Here is a 19,619-nt window from a genome sequence, read left to right on the forward strand (position 1 = left end):
CGGAATGGATGGATAAACAAATAAAAAAATAAACGAGAAAGTGGTTGCGACACTTTCCCGTTTTGGAAATCAGTTAACAAAATTAATTATTAACTTAGATCATTGCCAAAGGTATGAAATATCATGAAAAACCGGCTCATTTTAGAGAGCTATTTAGCAATCTTTTACCAATTCTATTGGCGCTATTTATCTGGACGAATCCGGTATTGGCGCAGAATAATGGAGAACTTATCACGCTTAGTCTCAAAAATAAGACAATTGGTGAGGCGTTGGAAACAATCAATAAGCGATACAACTACACGTTTGTTCTTCGAACACCGGATATTGATACAAAAAGAAAAGTTTCAATAGACGCCAAACAACAAAAGATCGAAGATGTACTGAATAATCTGTTTCGGGGGCAGGATGTCTCTTTCGATATCAATAACAAAACTGTCCGTATCTCCAAGAATGTCAGGCAGAAAGACGCAGAATCTACACAGGGGGCTACTGCCAGAAACGTGACAGGACAAGTTACGGATAGTTCCGGCGAACCGATGATAGGTGTCAGTGTGATGGTGAAAGGAAGTAATAATGGAGTGGTGACCAATATGGATGGTAAGTACGAAATCAAAATCGATCATCCTAATCAAGTACTTCAATACTCTTTTCTCGGTTATCTGTCCCAGGAAAAAAGAATCGGAGACAACCGGATGCTGAATGTAACTTTAGAGGAAGATGTGAAAAAACTGGATGAAGTGGTTGTAGTAGGCTATAGCGTACAGAAGAAGAAAGATATAACGGGAGCTGTATCCACTGTTCTGGCAAAAGATATAGAAAATATTCCCGTGAATGATTTCGGGTCGGCACTTGCCGGACGTTCTGCGGGAGTACAAGTTATCACCCCTTCGGGGAAGCCGAATGAGGGTTTCTCTATCCGTGTCCGGGGAGCTACGTCTATCAATGCAGGAAACGAACCTTTGTATGTGGTGGATGGAGTGCCGACCAGTGACACAAAAACGATCAACCCTTCCGAAATAGAAAGCATTACGGTATTGAAAGACGCTTCTTCTGCTGCAATCTACGGAAATGCAGGTGCGAATGGGGTAGTACTGATTACCACCAAAAGAGGCCGGAAAGGTGAAGCGCAAATTGAGTTGAATGCCTACTATGGTTTTTCGGAACGTGCCAAGAGAATAGATGTTTTGAATAAAGATGAATATCAGGATTTACTTTCCGATTTGGGGTATCCGGCCATGGATACCTCCGTGTATAATGCCAATATCGACTGGCAGGATGAAATGTTTCGCAATGCGGCCATGCAGAATTATCAGTTATCCATTTCCGGTGGAAACGAAAAATCCCTTTATTACATTTCAGCCGGATTTATCAAACAGGATGGTATTGTAAAACCATCTTCATTTGAACGTATGAATTTTAAGATCAATCTGGAACAGGAATTGAAAAAATGGGTAAAGATCGGAACGAACCTAAGTTACAGTAAGATCAATGATGTCGATGTTTCGGATGGAAATTCCGAGACCGTTATTCTGCAAGCCATCACCACTCCATCTGTGGTAGGTAAATATAATGCGGACGGAACATTTCCTACGCTACCGTTTTTGTCTTCTTTGGAGAATCCTTTAAGTGCGGTAGAGTCATATACTCGTGATTATGTATATCATAAATTGTTGGGTAACCTCTATGCGGAGATTGCTTTTACTCCGGATCTGAAGTTAAAAACAAGCATGGGCATCGAAATGGGTGCTTCCCGGTACAAAGAATTTCTGGACCCGTTCAGTTCAGCTTGGGGACGTAACCAGCAGGGACAAGCGAGTTATAACACTTCGTTAAATTACAAATGGATCAACGAAGAAATTCTGACTTATACTAAGAAGATAGGAGATCACAGTTTCTCGGCTTTGGCGGGGTTTGTGGCTTCCCGCTATGTGGGAGAATCGGCAAACAGTTCTATACGTGGATTCTCTGATAATAAAATACATTCTATGAACGCCGGAACTGTATTAAACAAGCCAAGTGAAGATTATGGTGCATCTACCAATGCTTCTGTATTGGGGAGAGTGACCTATGACTACCAGAATAAGTACCTCGCCACTGTCAATTTCCGTGCTGACGGTTCTTCCAAGTTTGGCGTGAACAACCGTTGGGGGTATTTCCCTTCTTTCTCTTTGGGATGGAGACTGACTGGGGAGGAATTTATGAAACCATTGGATTGGTTGAGTGATTTGAAACTGCGTGTCGGCTGGGGACAGGTTGGTAATGACCAGGTGGGTTATTATAGTTCTTATGGGATTTATGGAATCGGAGCCAATTATAATATGGATGGCGTTATTTTACCAGGATATTATCAGAGCCAGATAGGGAATGATAAGTTGCGTTGGGAGAGAACTACCCAGACCAATGTGGGACTCGACTTCTCTTTCCTTAATGGAAGAATGACGTTGACTGCCGATGCATACTATAAGAAAACAACCGATTTGCTGTTAATGGTAAAGCTGCCTCAAACTTCCGGATTCGATTCGGGTATGCAAAATGTAGGTAGCGTGGTAAATAAAGGATTGGAGTTCCAACTGACCACGCGTAATCTGACCGGAGAACTAAAATGGACAACAGATTTTAATATCTCCACTAATAAGAATGAGGTGACAGATATGGCAGGAAGTCCTGCTATCTTTACCGGATCACTTGATAAGAAAATCTCCGGAAATGTGTCTATCATTCAGAAAGGACAGGCTTTAGGTTCTTTTTATGGTTTTCAGGCAGCAGGAGTAAACCCGCAAAACGGACGTATGATGTACGAAAAGGCTAACGGAATGTTAGTGTATGAAGAAGATTTGAGCGCAGATGAAGACCGCCGGATCTTGGGTTGTGCACAGCCGAAATTTTTGTATGGCATCAACAATGTCTTTTCATATAAGAATTTTGACCTGTCTTTCTTCTTTCAGGGTTCATACGGGAATGATATTTATAATGCCACCCGTATGTTTACCGAAGGAATGTTCGACTCCCGCAACCAGTCCGACCGTGTCCTGATGCGTTGGCGTAATCCGGGAGACTACACTACTGTGCCCCGTGCGGAGAAAGATAAATACCCGGCTATTTCTTCCCGTTTTGTAGAAGACGGATCTTACTTTAAACTGAAAAATGTGAAACTGTCATATACTTTGCCGCGTCCGCTGACCCGGAAGGCTTTGATGGACAGAGTGACGGTCTATATATCAGGGGATAACCTGGTGACTTTTACCAATTACAGAGGTTATGACCCGGAAGTGAATATCGGTGGAGGCAGTTCTTCGGCTATGGGAATCGACCAGGGTGTCTTCCCCCATGCAAGAACTTATATTCTGGGAGCTACTATTGTATTTTGAGCATTGTTCAACTCATTAAATCTAAAAAAGACATGAAACAGATATATTCTATATTTATATCCGCAGCTTTGCTGCTCAATGTAGGGCTGACCTCCTGTGATAGTTTCCTGACAGAAACACCGCAGGGAGAACTGACCGAAGCCAATGCTTTTACTTCCATAAAAGATGCGGAAGCACTGATTATCAGTTGCTATGACGGAATACAGAAGGGGCATGAAGAATATTATATGTGGTATTATATGATTCTTGCAGACTGTTTTGCGGATAATGCATACAGTGGTGGTGATGATGTGGATATCAATAATGTGTTCTTACGCGACCTGACTCCCCGTAATGCGGTTGTTATGAAATCATGGAAGTCGCTTTACGGAAGTATTATGCGTTGTAACGTAGCTTTGAAATATATACCTCAAATTAATGATCCGTTGTTGGACGCGGAAGCTTTTACCGGAGTGAGTAAACGTGAAGAAATGCTTGGAGAAGCTTCTTTCTTGCGGGCGTTGCATTATTTTAATTTAGTAAAGACCTGGGGGTGTGTGCCTGTTGTGACTACTACGGGAAGCACTGCTCCGGCTGATGTGCAAGTGCCTCGTGCCGATTCGGAAGAGGAAGTTTATGCACGTATCATTGAAGATTTGGAATTTGCGTTGACCCGTTTACCGGACAAGCGTGCTACGGAAGCTGAAACCAGAGGATTTGCCAGTAAAGGGGCGGTTAACGCTTTGTTTGCAAAAGTGTATGCAACGAAAGGTGCACCCGGCAATGTAGAATGGGATAAGGTGAAGACCTATTCGGAAGCAGTGATGAATTCGCCGGTATACCGATTGGTGGATACGTATGACCATCTGTTTGACGATGAACATCGTAATAATAGTGAGACGATTCTGGCTGTACAGTATATCGCCAACAGTACGGAAAATAATTACGTACCTGTTCTTCTATTGCCTCCTTCCATGACAGAGCAGAATTGGCGTAAATATCTGACACCTTCCCAAAGTTTGCTGAAAGCTTTTGATGATGAAGGAGATCAGGTTCGTAAAAACTCTACGGTCATCTTTGAGGACATTAACAATATTTGGTTCGACCAGTATTATGCGCAACTGAAGAATGGACAATGGGAAACCCGCACATTGCCTTTCCCTTACAAGTGCAGGGCAAAGAATCGGGTAGGATGGGATTGCGGAGACTTGATCTATATTTTCCGTCTGGCTGATATTGTTTTGTTGCATGCAGAAGCAGTCAATGCTTTGTCCGGTCCGGCAACTGCAATAGCGGAACCCAATCTGCAAAAGATTCGTACCCGTATCGGACTTCAGGAATTGAATGCCAGTTCAAGAGAAGAACTGACCCGGCTCCTTTTGAAAGAAAGACGCTTGGAACTGGCTTACGAAGGAGAGCGATTCTTTGATTTGAAACGTTATGGAATTGCTCAAAGCACCCTGTCAAGTCTGACGTGGTCGGAAATTGTGGATGGAGAACAAACGACTGTTACGGGTAAATTCCCCGCACACATGTTGCTGATGCCTATTCCGCAGGAAGAAAGGGATCGTAATCCGAACCTAACTCAAAATCCGGGGTATAATTAATCCTCTTCCTTTATTAATCTTTAAATGAAGAAATATGAAAACGAATTTATATAAGCTTGTTTCATTCTATATATTTATCGGGTTACTGGCTGTTTCTTGCCAGAATCAGGATGAAATGTTTTTCGATCCGTCTGCCGAAGCACCTGTCATTGGAAAGTTATCCTTGAATCAGGAACAGTTGCAATATGGTGGGTCGGTAAAATTAAACGTGGAGGTGACGGATGCAGATGCCTTGTCGCACGTAGAAATACGCTTGGTTGCCAATCAGGCGGTGCTTTATTCCAAAACTCTTCCGGGAAATAATCAAAAGACGTTGAAAGTGGAAGAGGAAATCGAAGTGCCGTTTGGACGTTTGTGTGGCGAGCAACTTGCTTCTCTGGAGGTTGTGGCTACAAATAAAAATGTGAAAACAGCAGAACAATCTTACGAGATTCCATTGGAAAGGCCGGATTTTGCACAATTATATTTAGTGGTTGGTGAAACAGGGGAAGAAATTGTGCTGCAAAGGGATGAAAGTAATCCGTTAACTCCTTATTTATATAAGGCTACTGTAGACTTGCCGAATAATACAAATGTGTTTATATATAGCGAGCCGGAAAAGAAAGGAATGGTATGGGGATTTGATGCCAGTACGAATACTTGCGAGTTGGCTTCGTCGCGTCCGGTTTCCCTTTGTGATTCACAGAGTACGGAAGAGAAAGTGAGAGAGGTGGTATTCGATGCTTTTTCTTTTGAGATTTCACCTCTGAAAAAGGAAATGACAGTAAATGATGTTGTCTTCATGCTATATAAGAAGAATGCGTCGGATAATGATTTTGTAAGCAATACACTTCGTGCCCAGAATGTTTCTTTGACAAACGGTGAAGAAGTGAGGACAGAATTGATTGATCTCAATGTGTTGAAGTTTGATCCGGATTTCTTTAAACTGGAAGGAGATAAGTTGATGTATATCGGGCAGACAGGTAATGTGACGTTATATATGAATACGATGTTCAACTTTGTTTTTGTAGAGAGTGCGGAAAATCCGTTGACTACTAATGTTTCCTATCCGGAAGCCTTGTTTGTGAATGGTTGGGGAATCGGTCGTCCGGAATTGTGGAGCTATAATCCGGATTGGGATTTTAATAATGCGGTTATTTTCCGTAAGGTTTCGGAAGATGCTACCCAAACAGTTTACTCGCAGACTGTCATTGTCAGTAAATGGGTTCAATTCAAATTCTATAATCAAAAAGACTGGGGAGGTGAGTTCTCTTGTCCGAATATAACGTTTGAAGATGACAACTTTAAAGCCGTAGAAGAAAGCGGTAAACCGGGAAATTATAATATATCACCTTCGTTGGGCGATGATACGAGTTATAAATCAGCGGTTGCCAAGATTACATTTATTGTTCCGAAATCGGGAAATACAACTCATTTCCGGAGTACTATTCTGGTAGAGAGTGACCTGGATTGAGTAATCACTTATCATTAAACTAATTTGTATTATGCATAAAAAGATTCAATATATATTATTGCTTATGTTATTTACCTGTTTGATACCTGTTACGGCGAAAAACAAAAGCCGGATCAGTCTGAATGATGAATGGCAGTTCAAGCAATCTATATCTCAAAATTGGCTCCCGGCACAAGTGCCCGGAGCCGTACATACCGATTTGATGAATAATCGTATGATAAAGGACCCGTTTTACGGAGTGAATGAGAAATCCCTGCAATGGATTGGAGAAAAGGATTGGGAATATAAAAAGACTTTCATAGTAGATGAGGCTCTGCTTCAAGCGCCCAATGTACAGCTAGTTTTTGCCGGACTTGATACGTATGCCGATATTTATATCAATGATTATCTAGTGATGAAGTGTGACAATATGTTTCGTACATGGACTTTGAATCCTCTTCCTTATTTGAAGAAAGGGGAGAATACTATCCGCATCTATTTCCATTCTATATTTAAGGTGGATATGCCTAAGTACCTGGCGTCTCCTTTCCAGTTGCAGGCATGGCCTAATAATGATCAGTCGGATATTATGTTAAGCCTTTATGCCCGCAAAGCCGGATATAATTATGGATGGGACTGGGGCCCTCGTTTGATTACTACCGGTATCTGGAGAGATGTTTATCTGGAATACTGGGATGATATCCATATCGATGGAACTCAAATTATTACCCGGAAACTGGAGTCGGGAAAAGCGAAGATGGAGGCTGTTTGTACGGTGATGAGTGATGAGGATACGAAGGCAACGTTTACAGTGGAATATGATAAGAAAGAGGCTGTTCGTAAACAAGTAGCATTAACTAAAGGGATGAACACGGTACGGGTAGACTTCGAAGTGAAGAATCCTGAATTATGGTGGACTAACGGATTAGGCAATCCCCGGATGTATGATTTCGATATTGTATTGGATAAAGAAGGACGTAAGGTGACAGACCGTGTAAAGACGGGTATCCGTACATTGGAAATAGTTCGTGAAAAAGATGAACAGGGGCAGTCAATGTTTGTGAAGCTGAATGGAAAAGCGGTCTTTATGAAAGGAGCCAATTATATTCCTTTGGATAATTTTCCGAACAGGGTGCCTGAAAGTTGGTACGAATATATCATCAAGTCGGCAGCTGATGTGAATATGAATATGTTGCGTATTTGGGGTGGAGGTATTTATGAGATGGATGCGTTTTATGAAATGTGTGACAAATACGGTATTCTTGTCTGGCAGGATATGATGTTTGCCTGTGGCATGTTCCCCGCTGACGAGCATTATTTGAATAGCGTGGCCGAGGAAGTGAAGGATAATGTAAAACGCTTGCGTAATCATCCTTGCATTGCACTCTGGAACGGAAACAATGAAAATGAGATTTCATATTTCGGATGGGGATGGAAAGATCGTTATACGCCCGAAGAAGACAGAATTTATCAGAGTAATCTGCATAAACTCTTTTATGACGTAATTCCGGAAGCGATACAGGCTGTGGATGAAACGAGGTATTATCACCCGACATCTCCTGTGACCGGCTATAATAATATAGATTATAATATGGGAGATGTACACTTCTGGTCTGTCTGGAAAGGAGGATGGCTTGAAGAGTACACGGAAGCTAAAAACATAGGTCGCTTTATGAGTGAGTATGGTTTTCAGTCTTATCCGGAGATGCGCACCATCCGTCGTTTTGCAAGTGAACATGATTTGCGTTTGGATTCGGAAGTTATGTTGTCTCATCAGCGTGCCCGCAATGACCAGACTCGTGATCCGAATTTCGGGAATAATATGATGAAGATGTATATGGAGAAATATTTTAAAGTTCCCGATGATTTTAGTGCATTTGTTTATATGAGCCAGTATTTGCAGGCGGAGGCGGTGAAGATTGGAATTGAAGCTCATCGTCGTGCAAAACCCTACTGTATGGGAACACTTTATTGGCAGATTAATGATTGTTGGCCGGTAGCTTCGTGGTCAAGTATTGATTATTGTGGCAGATGGAAGGCTTTACAGTATTATGCCCGCGATGCATATGACGAGGTATTGGTTTCTCCTTATGCTTCCGGAAAACAAGTCGTATTCAAGGCCATTTCCGATCGTTTGCAAAAGATGAAAGGAGAGTTGGAGATAACGACTCTGACTTTGGAGGGACAGACGGTGTTCTCAAAGAAAGTTTCATTTGATTTGGGTGCTAATGGGTGTGAAGATGTGGCTTCGATAACAACTACGGAACTTTATGGAGGTAAGAAAGAGAACGAAGTTTTCATTTATGTGACGTTGAATGAAAATGGTAAAACTGTTTCTTCGAACATCCATTATCCGGTCTACTCCAATCAGTATACTTATTCAAAGGTGGCTCCTATTATAACGGTGGAGAAGACCAATGAAGGAGTCAATTTACGGCTTCGTTCTTCTGCACTGATTAGAGGGCTTTATCTTTATGTAGATGACGATGAAAGTTTCTTTGAGCAGAATTACGTAACGCTGATACCGGGAAAAGAGGAAGTGGTTCAGGTGAAGACTCATCTTTCAGCGGCGGCTTTTGAGAAGCAATTGAAATATCTCTCGGTAAATCAAGTCAATTGATTGTGAAATGTATATCTCAATCGGACCTATTAATACATAATAAAAATGAAGAAGATAATGAATAATATATTGGCAGCTTGTCTGCTTTCCAGCCTGATAGCTTGCACTTTGGATGATCCCTATATGCCGGTTAATCCAGAAGAAAAACCGGCTCCTCCTGTGGTTACGGAGTATCAGCCTGTCGCTTTAACGATAGGGGCTAATGGTCGTTTTGATGTTTCCGGTTCCTCTGTAAAAATAGGGTTAAACGGGAAGAATTCTACTTATGGTGTTTGTCTGCCACAGATTGCGCAGGGACATTTTATTGCGGAGGTAACAGCTGATAAAACAACTAACTTTGGCTTGGCTATTGTCCGGGAGAAGAACGGGAAACCGGATTTCAATAATTATACTTCGGTGAGTGTGTGTACAGAATCCGGTGTGTCGACCGTACGGGTATTGGATCGTCAGGACGGAATAGATAACGTTTTGGATAATACGAAGAAGATAAATAAAAATGATTATTCTTTCCGTTATTCCATACCTCTCAATAATAGCTATTTTTCTGTTCCTTTTACAGCTTCTACAGGTAAGGCACGTATCATCAGGAATAAGATATCCGGTTTCTTTCATTTTTATGTGAGTGTTGGAAAAGAAATTGATGGGAAATTTCATGAGAACTGGATTGAACTTGCTCAATCGAAAGATTGGGGAGGACAGGGACAGAACTATTTTATTTGTCCGATAGTCAGGAATGGTAATGAAAACTCGACAGAAGTGAACTTTTCAGATATTCGTTTTGAAGAGTTTTCGGCTGAAGATGTCGTGGAGTCCTCTCCGGAATTTGATGTAAAACAGCGTAATTTTACATGGGCTGGCTTTCCGGGGGATGCGACGGTAATCAGTTTCAATCCGAAACATTGCCCGGCTGCTGCACAAAACAGACAATTTGTTTTCTGGTCGGAGGCAAACTTTGTACCTGCTTGGCACATGAATAACGAATTGCTTTATTGTTATGAGTTTGCTGAAACATGGTCGGATTTGAGTAAAGGATGCTTCGAGCCAATGTCGGATCGTTTGTTGGCGCATGCGAAAGTGGATATCATAGAGAATAATAAAGTAAGGAAAGTGGTTAAGTACCATTATGCGTTGGTAAATCCGGATTATAAGGCTCCTTATCCTGACGGGATATATCCGGAAGTAGACGAGTATTATACTTTCTATGCTGACGGAGTAGGCGTGAGACACATCGAGTATATTCAGAAACAGGCGGGACAGGCTTATTATCGCTATCATGAGTTGAGTGAGCCCATGGTTATTTCCGGCAGTTCATCCATTCCGTCAGATCATGTGAAACAACCGGCTTTTAGTATTTCTAATCTTTCAGGCAACCGGTATGATCTTTATCCGGCTAAACCATTTGATGAAGTCAACCAGAATGTGAAAAACTGGAAAGAGCAAATCTATACTGCTCATTTAAATAATGCTCCTGATGCTTTTTCTGTTTTCTCTTATACTCCTGAACGTCCGGAAGTCTCTCCGTTGCCGATTGAGAATGACTTGACCTGGCATGATATAAATTATCAGATGTCTCATTGGCCGGTAGATAAACAACCCTATTTAAATGCCCGTTATGGGGATTATGATAAGTCAACGGCTACCTGGCCGTCACAGGTCTCTCATTCTTCATTGATTGGCGTGGAGGCTAAAGGGGACGTTTCCTGGAATACTGCTTATCAGATTAATTCGGATGGAAATAAATATAGAGTATATTTGATGCTGTTGGGTATCAATCAACCTGATGCGGCTTCTGATATAGATGCGTATACAAGAGGATGGCTGTATATGGGAAGCCCGACGAATCTGAACGGAGTTTCTTATAATCCAGATGTAACAGGGTATTCCAAACGGGAGATGGTTTTGATGAAAACGACAGGTACAGGAAGTTGTCAGTTTACTTGTAACCCTACCGGCGCAGTGAAGAATCCTGTATTTAGAATTGATAATTGGACCGGAAGCGGAAATGTAACGGTCAAGGTTGGTGGAAAGACGTTGGTGTCTGATAGTGACTATTTGAGTGATAAAGTAGGAGGAAGCCTCGTAATCTGGCTTAATAAAACAATATCTTCTACATTCTCTGTCGAAATTATTCCGGTATAAAATGATCCTTTGGAGAGGACTTCTCAAATCCTCTCCAAAGGAATTTAAATAAATCAAGAGAGGTTGGCCTTTTATGAAATATATACTATTCATTCTTTTGTTTTTTCTCTGTTTATCCTGTTCACATCGTCCGGTTCAGGAGGTTGATACAGTTTCTTACAGAGGGTGGGAGAACTGCCTTAAGCTATCTAACAGGGCTGTTTCCGTAATTGTTAATCCGACGTATGGCGGACAAATTCTATATTTCGGCTTAGAGAGTCGTGGAGATAATATATTGTGGAGTGATTCTGTTATCAACGGTTGGACTGTAGAGAACTATATACGAACAAGACGAAGTCCTGATGCCGGTAGATTTGATATCGGTAATGAACGTAGAACGGAGAATATCCATGATTCAATTTGGGCAGGACCTTATCAAACCTTTATTGAGGAAGATAAATTGCGCTTGGTCAGCCATCCCTCACAGGCGATGGGTATTCAGGTGGAGCGGATTTACTTTTTGGAAGAGAACCAGCCGGTTCTGCATATTAAACAGCGAATGTCTAATATTTCAAATGGGGAGGTTGAATATTGTTTCTGGACACGTACATTACTGCCTGCCGGTGGGATTTACTATTGTGAAGCGATGCCAAATTCACAATATCCATTGGGATTTAGTGAGATTTCATTGTCAGCAGATACATTAATTCCCTCTCATCATCTGCAGGAACGTATTCATGTAGAGAATCATTATTTTACCGCATTTCCCGGAGGAGACGAACAAAAGAAATATGGGATAAATACTACAAACGGTATGTATTTCTATCAGTTCAGTGATTATTTGTATATCAAACAAAATAAGTATGTTCCACAGGGGAAATATGATAATAATTTGCAGGTGTGTTTTCCTAACATGATTTATTTTAATGATGAATTTTTGGAAATGGAACCGAACAGTCCTATGGTTAAACTAAAGCCGGGAGAGGCTTATGAATATGAAGAGATTTGGACATTAAGGGAGGTGAACTCTATTACTGATAACACATATTAAGATGTATAACTTGCTGATTATTTTTCATACTGTTATATTTGTCCCGCTATTCTATTAATCAATAGAGGGAGAATGTATCAAAAGAAAAATATAAGGGTATATATAGCATGGATGTTATTCATGACATTCATTCCCTTCTTTGTAGTGAAGACCTTTCACTATCATGGAAGTGAGGATGAAAAGTCGTGTTCCCATGCAAAGCATTCTCACCAATCATCTGATGATTGTGCGATCTGCCAATACTCCCTTTCTTTCTTTACTGAACCTCAACCGATAGAATTTCATTGCACACTGACGCTCGTGCCCTACGAGCCGATTATTTACCAGGATAAGGTTGTTTGCAAACGAACTTATTCGCATCATTTACGCGGGCCTCCGGTCGCATGATTACATACTCATATTTTCAATGGAGATAGATTGGCTTTCAATCTATCCTTACATTCATTTTACACATTAAATAAAAGATTGTAATTGATGCGTATCGGAATTATTTCGGGCGTAATAGGGCTATTTGTAACCTTATCCGTCCATGCACAGAAATCCGATTCAATCAAGAGCATGCTTTTGCCTGATGTTGTGGTAACCGAAACGTACCAGCAACGTCAAGCGAAAAAGTCTGCCCTTACGGTTGATGTAGCCGATCAGGATTTTTTGCGCAAACATTTTACAGGAAACTTCATGCAGGCGATGGAGAATATTCCCGGAGTACAGGCAATGGATATTGGTTCGGGCTTCTCCAAACCGATGATTCGCGGAATGGGATTCAACCGGATTGCTGTATTGGAAAACGGAATCAAACAGGAAGGACAACAATGGGGAGCCGATCACGGACTAGAACTGGATGCTTTCAATATCGGAGCAGTCAATGTATTGAAAGGACCCTCCTCACTGCTCTATGGCAGTGATGCAATGGGAGGAGTGATTGATGTTGTTCCGTCGGCTGTTCCTGCTGATAATCGTGTATTCGGAGATGTCACACTGCTGGGTAAATCAGTCAATGGAACCATCGGAGGATCACTGATGCTGGGAATCAGGAAGAATGCCTGGTACTCCCATATTCGTTATTCGGAACAACATTTCGGTGACTATCGTATTCCGACGGATTCTATTGTCTACCTGACACAAAGAATTCCCATATATGGGCGTAAACTCAAGAATACAGCAGGCATTGAACGCAATATCGGACTTTTTACCCAATATCAACGAAGAGCCTATAAAGCGAATTATGCTGTGAGTAATGTATATCAAAAGACGGGATTCTTTCCGGGGGCACATGGCATACCCGATGCGTCACGTGTGGAAGATGATGGAGACAGCCGTAATATTGAATTGCCATTCAGTAAAGTGAATCACCTGAAAGTGACCACCCACCAGCAATATGCATGGGAGAAACTGATCTTGTCAGGCGATTTAGGTTTCCAGAACAATCACCGTGAAGAGTGGAGTGCTTTCCATACTCACTATGGTTCGCAACCCGCACCGGAGAAAGACCCCGACAAGGAACTTGCTTTTAATCTGAACACTTTCAGTGCTTCGGTGAAAGCTCGTTTTATTGGTTCTTCTTCGTGGGAACATATATTGGGGTGGGATGGACAACATCAACGGAACGACATTTCCGGCTATTCGTTTTTACTGCCTGAATATCGCCGTTCCACTACCGGAATGCTTTGGCTTACGACATACAGACCCAACAATGTGTTTTCAGTCAGCGGAGGAGTGCGATATGACTACGGATATATGAATATCTCTTCGCATGAAGATACTTACCTTGCCGATTATCTTCGGAAACAGGGCTATGATCCGGAACAGATAGACTTCTACAAGTGGAACAGTCACTCTGTGAATAAGCACTACGGTGATTATTCTCTTTCTCTGGGATTGGTATGGACTCCCTCCGACAAACATCTGGTAAAGGTGAATATCGGGCGTAGTTTCCGCCTGCCCGGTGCGAATGAGTTGGCTGCCAACGGTGTACATCACGGCACTTTCCGCCATGAACAGGGAGATGCAAACCTAAAGTCCGAACAAGGCTGGCAACTGGACGCTTCTTATCATCTGAAGTACCGGGGAATTTCTTTCTCCGTCTCTCCATTTGTCAGTTGGTTCAGCAATTACATCTTTCTGCGTCCTACTGGAGAGTGGTCTGTATTGCCTCATGCCGGACAAATCTATCGCTATACCGGAGCAGAAGCGCTATTTGCAGGAACTGAAGCTACCGTAGATGTTGATTTTCTGCGCAACTTCAATTATCGGATTTCCGCTGAATACGTTTACACCTATAATTGTGATGAACATATTCCATTGAGTTTCTCGCCACCTCCTGTTATGCGCAATACATTAACCTGGCAAAAGAATTGGTATATGTTGTATGCAGAATGGCAGAGCATTGCCCGGCAAAATAGAGTGGACCGTAACGAAGACCGTACAGCCGGAGCAAATCTCTTTCATCTGGGTGGTTCATTGAATATTCCGATAGGTGGAAACAATGAGATTGAAATAACCCTGACCGCCCGGAATATATTCGATACCCGATATTACAATCATCTTAGTTTTTACAGGAAAGTTGAAATCCCCGAACCGGGACGTAACTTCCAGATATTAATCAAAGTTCCATTTAAAAAATTACTGAAATGAAAAATAAATTTTATCTCCCAATGATTAGCCTTTTGGCAACAGTTACTTTCATGTTTTCCTCTTGTGATAATGATGACTCCAGTGATACGACCAAACCTCTGATTGAACTTCACGAACCGGAAGAAGGTCAGGCTTTGGAGATAGGAAACGAACATGGGGTTCATTTTGAAATGGATTTGTCGGATGATGTCATGCTGAAATCCTATAAGATTGAAATTCATAGTAATTTCGACCACCATTCACACGGAGGTAATAGCAGGGCTGCACAGGAAACAGTAGATTTTAGTTTCAACAGATCCTACGATGTGTCCGGACAGAAAACCGCCCATATTCATCATCACGATATTGTAATACCGGCCAATGCTACTGCAGGAGATTATCATTTGATGGTTTATTGCACGGATGCCGCAGGTAACGAATCTTATATCGCACGCAATATCAAATTAAGTAATGAGGTGGAAGACGAAGACCATCACCATGATGAATAAGACAATACATAGAGAAAGAATGAGGTGAGGTCAAAAAGGGACGTTTGACACATTCCCATTCTGTTTTTTTACGTAATGAGTATTTTTTCTTTCGAAAGGTGTAATATCTATTACACCTTTTTTGTTTCCAATCCTTTACTTTTGTGAAAAATACTTTTTCGTATGATGAAGTTTCCAATAATAAATCGACTCTTTCCTTCTTATAAATGGAAGGTAGCGGCTGTCATCATTGGCGGTGTTATTGTGGGTGGAGGAGCACTGTTTATGTATATGCTCCGGGCGCATACCTATCTTGGAGATGACCCGGCTGCATGCGTGAATTGTCACATTATGACTCCTTACTATGCAACCTGGTTCCATAGTTCACATGCCCGGAATGCCACTTGCAATGATTGTCATGTGCCGCATGAAAATGCTGTGAAGAAATGGACCTTTAAAGGTATGGACGGTATGAAACACGTGGCTGCATTTCTTACCAAAAGCGAGCCGCAGGTCATTCAGGCTCATGAAGCTAGTTCCGAAGTGATTATGAATAATTGCATCCGCTGTCATACACAACTCAATACGGAATTTGTGAAGACGGGGAAGATTGATTATATGATGTCACAGGTAGGAGAGGGGAAGGCTTGCTGGGATTGCCATCGTGATGTTCCTCATGGTGGAAAGAATTCCCTGTCCGGTACTCCGGGAGCGATTGTTCCTCTTCCGGAATCGCCTGTTCCCGAATGGCTCCGGAAGATGGTGAATCAGAAAGATAAATAAGAAATGAAATACGTAATAAAATAATAAAACCGATATACAATGGAAAAGAAATTAAAATCATGGCAAGGATGGCTGTTGTTCGGAGGTTCAATGGTCGTTGTATTTGTTTTGGGATTATGCGTTTCTGCGTTGATGGAACGGAGGGCGGAAGTTGCCAGCATTTTCAATAACCGTAAAAACGTTATCAAAGGGATTGAAGCACGAAATGAACTGTTTAAGAATGACTTTCCCCGTGAATACCAGACTTGGACGGAGACTGCAAAGACTGACTTTGAGAGTGAATTTAATGGAAATATTGCTGTAGATGCTTTGGAAAAACGTCCTGAAATGGTGATTCTATGGGCGGGATATGCTTTCTCAAAAGATTATTCCACTCCACGGGGACACATGCATGCCATTGAGGATATTACGGCATCTTTGCGTACCGGTTCGCCCATGAGCCCGACTGAAGGTCCTCAACCGTCTACCTGCTGGACTTGTAAGAGTCCGGATGTTCCCCGTATGATGGAGGCATTGGGTGTCGATTCTTTCTATAACAATAAATGGGGGGCTATGGGCGCCGAAATTGTGAATCCTATCGGATGCTCCGATTGTCATGATCCCGAAACAATGAATCTTCATATCAGTCGTCCCGCTTTGATAGAGGCTTTCCAACGTCAGGGTAAAGACATCACTAAAGCTACTCCGCAGGAGATGCGTTCATTGGTATGTGCACAATGTCATGTGGAATATTATTTCAAAGGGGATGGTAAGTATCTGACTTTCCCCTGGGACAAAGGTTTTACGGTAGAAGATATGGAGGCTTATTATGATGAGGCCGGTTTCTATGATTATATTCATAAATTGAGCCGTACTCCGATTCTGAAAGCGCAGCATCCTGACTATGAGATTTGTCAGATGGGTATCCACGGACAGAGAGGGGTTTCTTGTGCCGATTGTCACATGCCGTATAAGAGTGAAGGTGGTGTGAAATTCAGTGATCACCATATCCAAAGCCCGTTGGCTATGATTGACCGCACCTGTCAGGTTTGTCACCGCGAAAGTGAAGAGACTTTACGTAATAATGTGTACGAACGCCAACGTAAAGCGAATGAAATCCGTAACCGTCTGGAACAGGAATTGGCAAAAGCACATATCGAAGCTAAATTTGCCTGGGACAAGGGTGCTACAGAAACACAGATGAAAGATGTGCTCGCACTGATTCGTCAGGCACAATGGCGTTGGGATTTCGGAGTAGCTTCACACGGAGGTTCTTTCCACGCACCGCAGGAAATTCAGAGAATTCTTTCTCATGGATTGGATCGTGCCATGCAAGCCCGTCTGGCTGTATCCAAAGTATTGGCAAAGAATGGATATACGGGAGATGTTCCGATGCCGGACATTTCAACAAAGGCAAAAGCACAGGAATATATCGGCTTGGATATGGATGCTGAAAGAGCGGCTAAGGAGAAATTCCTGAAAACAACTGTTCCGGCATGGTTGGAGAAAGCGAAAGAAAACGGCCGTCTGGCACAGAAATAAGAGAATTTATATATGTGGAGCTATAAAGAAGGGCTGGTGATTGGCGCAGGATTACTGGTGATAGGGCTATTGCTGCAAATGACAGTGGGAGCCATACATTGGGACCTGTTTGCCTGTCCGGTCAATGTGATTGTGTTAGTGGTTTATATCATTGCTTTGGTAGCCATGCACCTTCTTCGCAAACGTGTCTATTTATTCGGATGGTTGAGTCATTATTCCGCTGCTGTCTCGTCTCTATTGTGGGTGGTCGGCATGACGGTAGTGATGGGACTGATCCGGCAGGCTCCTTCCGGTCATGCTCCGGCTGATCTGCTGGGATTTTCGCAGATGATTTCTTCCTGGCCTTTTGTCCTGCTCTACTTTTGGATGGTCACCGCCTTGGGGCTGACAATCCTTCGCACCGGTTTCTCTTTGAAGATCAGCAGGATTTCTTTCCTACTGAATCATATCGGATTGTTTATTGCACTGATAACAGCCACTTTGGGAAATGCCGATATGCAAAGGTTGAAAATGACAACCCGGATGGGAAGTGCCGAATGGCGGGCTACGGATGATAAAGGTCAACTGATTGAACTTCCGCTGGCTATCGAACTGAAGGATTTCACTATCGACGAATATCCTCCGAAACTGATGTTGATTGATAATGAAACCGGCCGTACGCTTCCCGAAAAATCTCCTGTACATGTATTGTTGGAAGAGGGAGTGACAAATGGCAGCTTGCAGGACTGGCAGCTAACTATTGAGCAATCTATTCCGATGGCTGCTTCTGTGGCTACCGAAGATATTTTGAAGTTTACTGAATTTCATTCGATGGGAGCGACTTATGCTGTCTATCTGAAAGCAGTCAATCAGAAGAATCAAACAACCAAAGAGGGATGGGTAAGTTGCGGTAGTTTTCTTTTTCCCTATAAGGCAATCCGGCTGGATTCTTTAACCAGTATTGTAATGCCGGAACGGGAACCGCAGCGATTTGTATCGGAAGTGAAGATTTACACACAAGAAGGAACGATCACGGGAGGAACCATTGAAGTGAACCGCCCGATGGAGATAGAAGGTTGGAAAATTTATCAACTTAGTTACGATGAAACAAAGGGACGATGGAGCGATATCAGTGTCTTCGAGTTGGTTCGCGATCCGTGGTTGCCGGTTGTTTACACAGGAATAATAATGATGATGGCAGGAGCCATCTGTCTGTTTGTCAGCGCACAAAAGAGGAAAGAGGAGGACAAAGCATGAGTTGGGAATACTTTATACTATTTGCAATAGCCGCACTGGTTTGTTGGGCTTTGGGAGCTTTTGCTGCCTGGAAAGGTACAAAAACGGGATGGGCTTATGGATTTACTTTCTTAGGTCTGGCTATTTTCTTCAGTTTCATTATCGGAATGTGGATTTCATTAGAACGTCCTCCGATGCGGACAATGGGAGAGACACGGCTGTGGTATTCTTTCTTCCTTCCGTTGGCGGGATTGATAACCTATGCACGCTGGAAGTATAAATGGATTTTAAGTTTCAGTTGCATCCTTTCATTGGTCTTTATTTGTATCAATATCTTCAAACCGGAGATTCATAATAAGACGTTGATGCCTGCTTTGCAAAGCCCGTGGTTTGCCCCTCATGTCATTGTGTATATGTTTGCTTATGCTATGTTGGGAGCGGCGACGGTGATGGCCGTCTATCTGCTTTGGTTCAAAAAGAAGGAGATTGAACGGAAAGAAATGGATTTGTGTGACAACCTCACCTATGTAGGTCTGGCATTTATGACATTAGGTATGCTTACCGGAGCTATCTGGGCAAAAGAAGCCTGGGGACATTACTGGGCTTGGGACCCGAAAGAGACTTGGGCGGCAGCTACCTGGTTCGCTTATCTGGTGTATATCCATTTCAGATTGGGCAAGCCATTGAAGGCACGTCCTGCGTTGATTATTCTGTTAGTATCATTTGTCCTGTTGCAAATGTGCTGGTATGGAATCAATTACCTTCCGGCCGCGCAAGGAGTCAGTGTGCATACTTATAATTTAAATTGAAATATCGAATCACTT

The 19,619-nt window shown here is 42.4% G+C and carries 13 protein-coding genes; all 13 read left to right on the plus strand.

The annotated features are described in order from the left end of the window. Positions 1 to 113 precede the first annotated feature (113 nt). The 13 genes from KSX81_RS20085 to KSX81_RS20145 all read left to right on the plus strand — a co-directional run bounded on the left by KSX81_RS20085 (position 114) and on the right by KSX81_RS20145 (position 19,604). A complete protein-coding gene (locus KSX81_RS20085) occupies positions 114 to 3,368 on the plus strand; it encodes a TonB-dependent receptor (protein WP_195646463.1) in 3,255 nt (1,084 codons plus the stop codon). Between the two features lie 32 nt (positions 3,369 to 3,400). Continuing rightward, entirely contained in the window at positions 3,401 to 4,954 is a 1,554-nt protein-coding gene (locus KSX81_RS20090) for a RagB/SusD family nutrient uptake outer membrane protein (protein WP_004304085.1), read from the plus strand. Between the two features lie 34 nt (positions 4,955 to 4,988). Beyond that, positions 4,989 to 6,407: a DUF5121 domain-containing protein gene (locus KSX81_RS20095; RefSeq protein WP_195646464.1), complete on the plus strand. Its 1,419-nt coding sequence runs from the start codon at positions 4,989 to 4,991 to the stop codon at positions 6,405 to 6,407. A gap of 31 nt (positions 6,408 to 6,438) precedes the next feature. Continuing rightward, the gene (locus tag KSX81_RS20100) at positions 6,439 to 9,006 is read left to right on the plus strand and encodes a beta-mannosidase (protein ID WP_004297099.1); all 2,568 of its coding nucleotides are present in this window, start codon (positions 6,439 to 6,441) and stop codon (positions 9,004 to 9,006) included. Between the two features lie 45 nt (positions 9,007 to 9,051). Then, positions 9,052 to 11,145 (plus strand): hypothetical protein, encoded by a 2,094-nt coding sequence (locus KSX81_RS20105; RefSeq protein WP_229128482.1) that lies wholly within the window; start codon positions 9,052 to 9,054, stop codon positions 11,143 to 11,145. 73 nt (positions 11,146 to 11,218) lie between these two features. Continuing rightward, positions 11,219 to 12,175, plus strand: a complete 957-nt coding sequence (locus tag KSX81_RS20110) for a hypothetical protein (RefSeq protein WP_004297097.1) — start codon at positions 11,219 to 11,221, stop codon at positions 12,173 to 12,175. A 72-nt stretch (positions 12,176 to 12,247) separates the two neighbouring features. Next, a complete protein-coding gene (locus tag KSX81_RS20115; protein ID WP_004297096.1) occupies positions 12,248 to 12,562 on the plus strand; it encodes a hypothetical protein in 315 nt (104 codons plus the stop codon). 87 nt (positions 12,563 to 12,649) lie between these two features. Continuing rightward, the gene (locus KSX81_RS20120) at positions 12,650 to 14,809 is read left to right on the plus strand and encodes a TonB-dependent receptor (protein WP_195646465.1); all 2,160 of its coding nucleotides are present in this window, start codon (positions 12,650 to 12,652) and stop codon (positions 14,807 to 14,809) included. Then, entirely contained in the window at positions 14,806 to 15,297 is a 492-nt protein-coding gene (locus tag KSX81_RS20125) for a DUF4625 domain-containing protein (RefSeq protein WP_004309723.1), read from the plus strand. Before KSX81_RS20120 ends, KSX81_RS20125 begins: the two co-directional genes overlap by 4 nt. A gap of 162 nt (positions 15,298 to 15,459) precedes the next feature. Further along, complete coding sequence (nrfH, locus tag KSX81_RS20130; RefSeq protein WP_004297093.1) at positions 15,460 to 16,059, plus strand: cytochrome c nitrite reductase small subunit; 600 nt, start codon at positions 15,460 to 15,462, stop codon at positions 16,057 to 16,059. A gap of 39 nt (positions 16,060 to 16,098) precedes the next feature. Continuing rightward, on the plus strand, positions 16,099 to 17,580 hold the full coding sequence (gene nrfA / locus KSX81_RS20135; RefSeq protein ID WP_004297092.1) for an ammonia-forming cytochrome c nitrite reductase: 1,482 nt from the start codon (positions 16,099 to 16,101) through the stop codon (positions 17,578 to 17,580). A gap of 12 nt (positions 17,581 to 17,592) precedes the next feature. Continuing rightward, positions 17,593 to 18,816 (plus strand): cytochrome c biogenesis protein ResB, encoded by a 1,224-nt coding sequence (locus KSX81_RS20140; RefSeq protein ID WP_217725649.1) that lies wholly within the window; start codon positions 17,593 to 17,595, stop codon positions 18,814 to 18,816. After that, the gene (locus KSX81_RS20145) at positions 18,813 to 19,604 is read left to right on the plus strand and encodes a cytochrome c biogenesis protein (protein WP_004297090.1); all 792 of its coding nucleotides are present in this window, start codon (positions 18,813 to 18,815) and stop codon (positions 19,602 to 19,604) included. Before KSX81_RS20140 ends, KSX81_RS20145 begins: the two co-directional genes overlap by 4 nt. Positions 19,605 to 19,619: the final 15 nt, after the last annotated feature.

This window comes from Bacteroides sp. MSK.18.37 (assembly GCF_019129155.2).
GTDB lineage: Bacteria > Bacteroidota > Bacteroidia > Bacteroidales > Bacteroidaceae > Bacteroides > Bacteroides ovatus.

Coding starts and splice junctions, on each gene's coding strand:
- KSX81_RS20090 (WP_004304085.1), top strand. CDS start 3,401: ATGAAACAGATATATTCTATATTTATATCCGCAGCTTTGCTGCTCAAT.
- nrfA (WP_004297092.1), top strand. CDS start 16,099: ATGGAAAAGAAATTAAAATCATGGCAAGGATGGCTGTTGTTCGGAGGT.
- KSX81_RS20095 (WP_195646464.1), top strand. CDS start 4,989: ATGAAAACGAATTTATATAAGCTTGTTTCATTCTATATATTTATCGGG.
- KSX81_RS20115 (WP_004297096.1), top strand. CDS start 12,248: ATGTATCAAAAGAAAAATATAAGGGTATATATAGCATGGATGTTATTC.
- nrfH (WP_004297093.1), top strand. CDS start 15,460: ATGATGAAGTTTCCAATAATAAATCGACTCTTTCCTTCTTATAAATGG.
- KSX81_RS20100 (WP_004297099.1), top strand. CDS start 6,439: ATGCATAAAAAGATTCAATATATATTATTGCTTATGTTATTTACCTGT.
- KSX81_RS20085 (WP_195646463.1), top strand. CDS start 114: ATGAAATATCATGAAAAACCGGCTCATTTTAGAGAGCTATTTAGCAAT.
- KSX81_RS20140 (WP_217725649.1), top strand. CDS start 17,593: ATGTGGAGCTATAAAGAAGGGCTGGTGATTGGCGCAGGATTACTGGTG.
- KSX81_RS20110 (WP_004297097.1), top strand. CDS start 11,219: ATGAAATATATACTATTCATTCTTTTGTTTTTTCTCTGTTTATCCTGT.
- KSX81_RS20105 (WP_229128482.1), top strand. CDS start 9,052: ATGAAGAAGATAATGAATAATATATTGGCAGCTTGTCTGCTTTCCAGC.
- KSX81_RS20125 (WP_004309723.1), top strand. CDS start 14,806: ATGAAAAATAAATTTTATCTCCCAATGATTAGCCTTTTGGCAACAGTT.
- KSX81_RS20120 (WP_195646465.1), top strand. CDS start 12,650: ATGCGTATCGGAATTATTTCGGGCGTAATAGGGCTATTTGTAACCTTA.
- KSX81_RS20145 (WP_004297090.1), top strand. CDS start 18,813: ATGAGTTGGGAATACTTTATACTATTTGCAATAGCCGCACTGGTTTGT.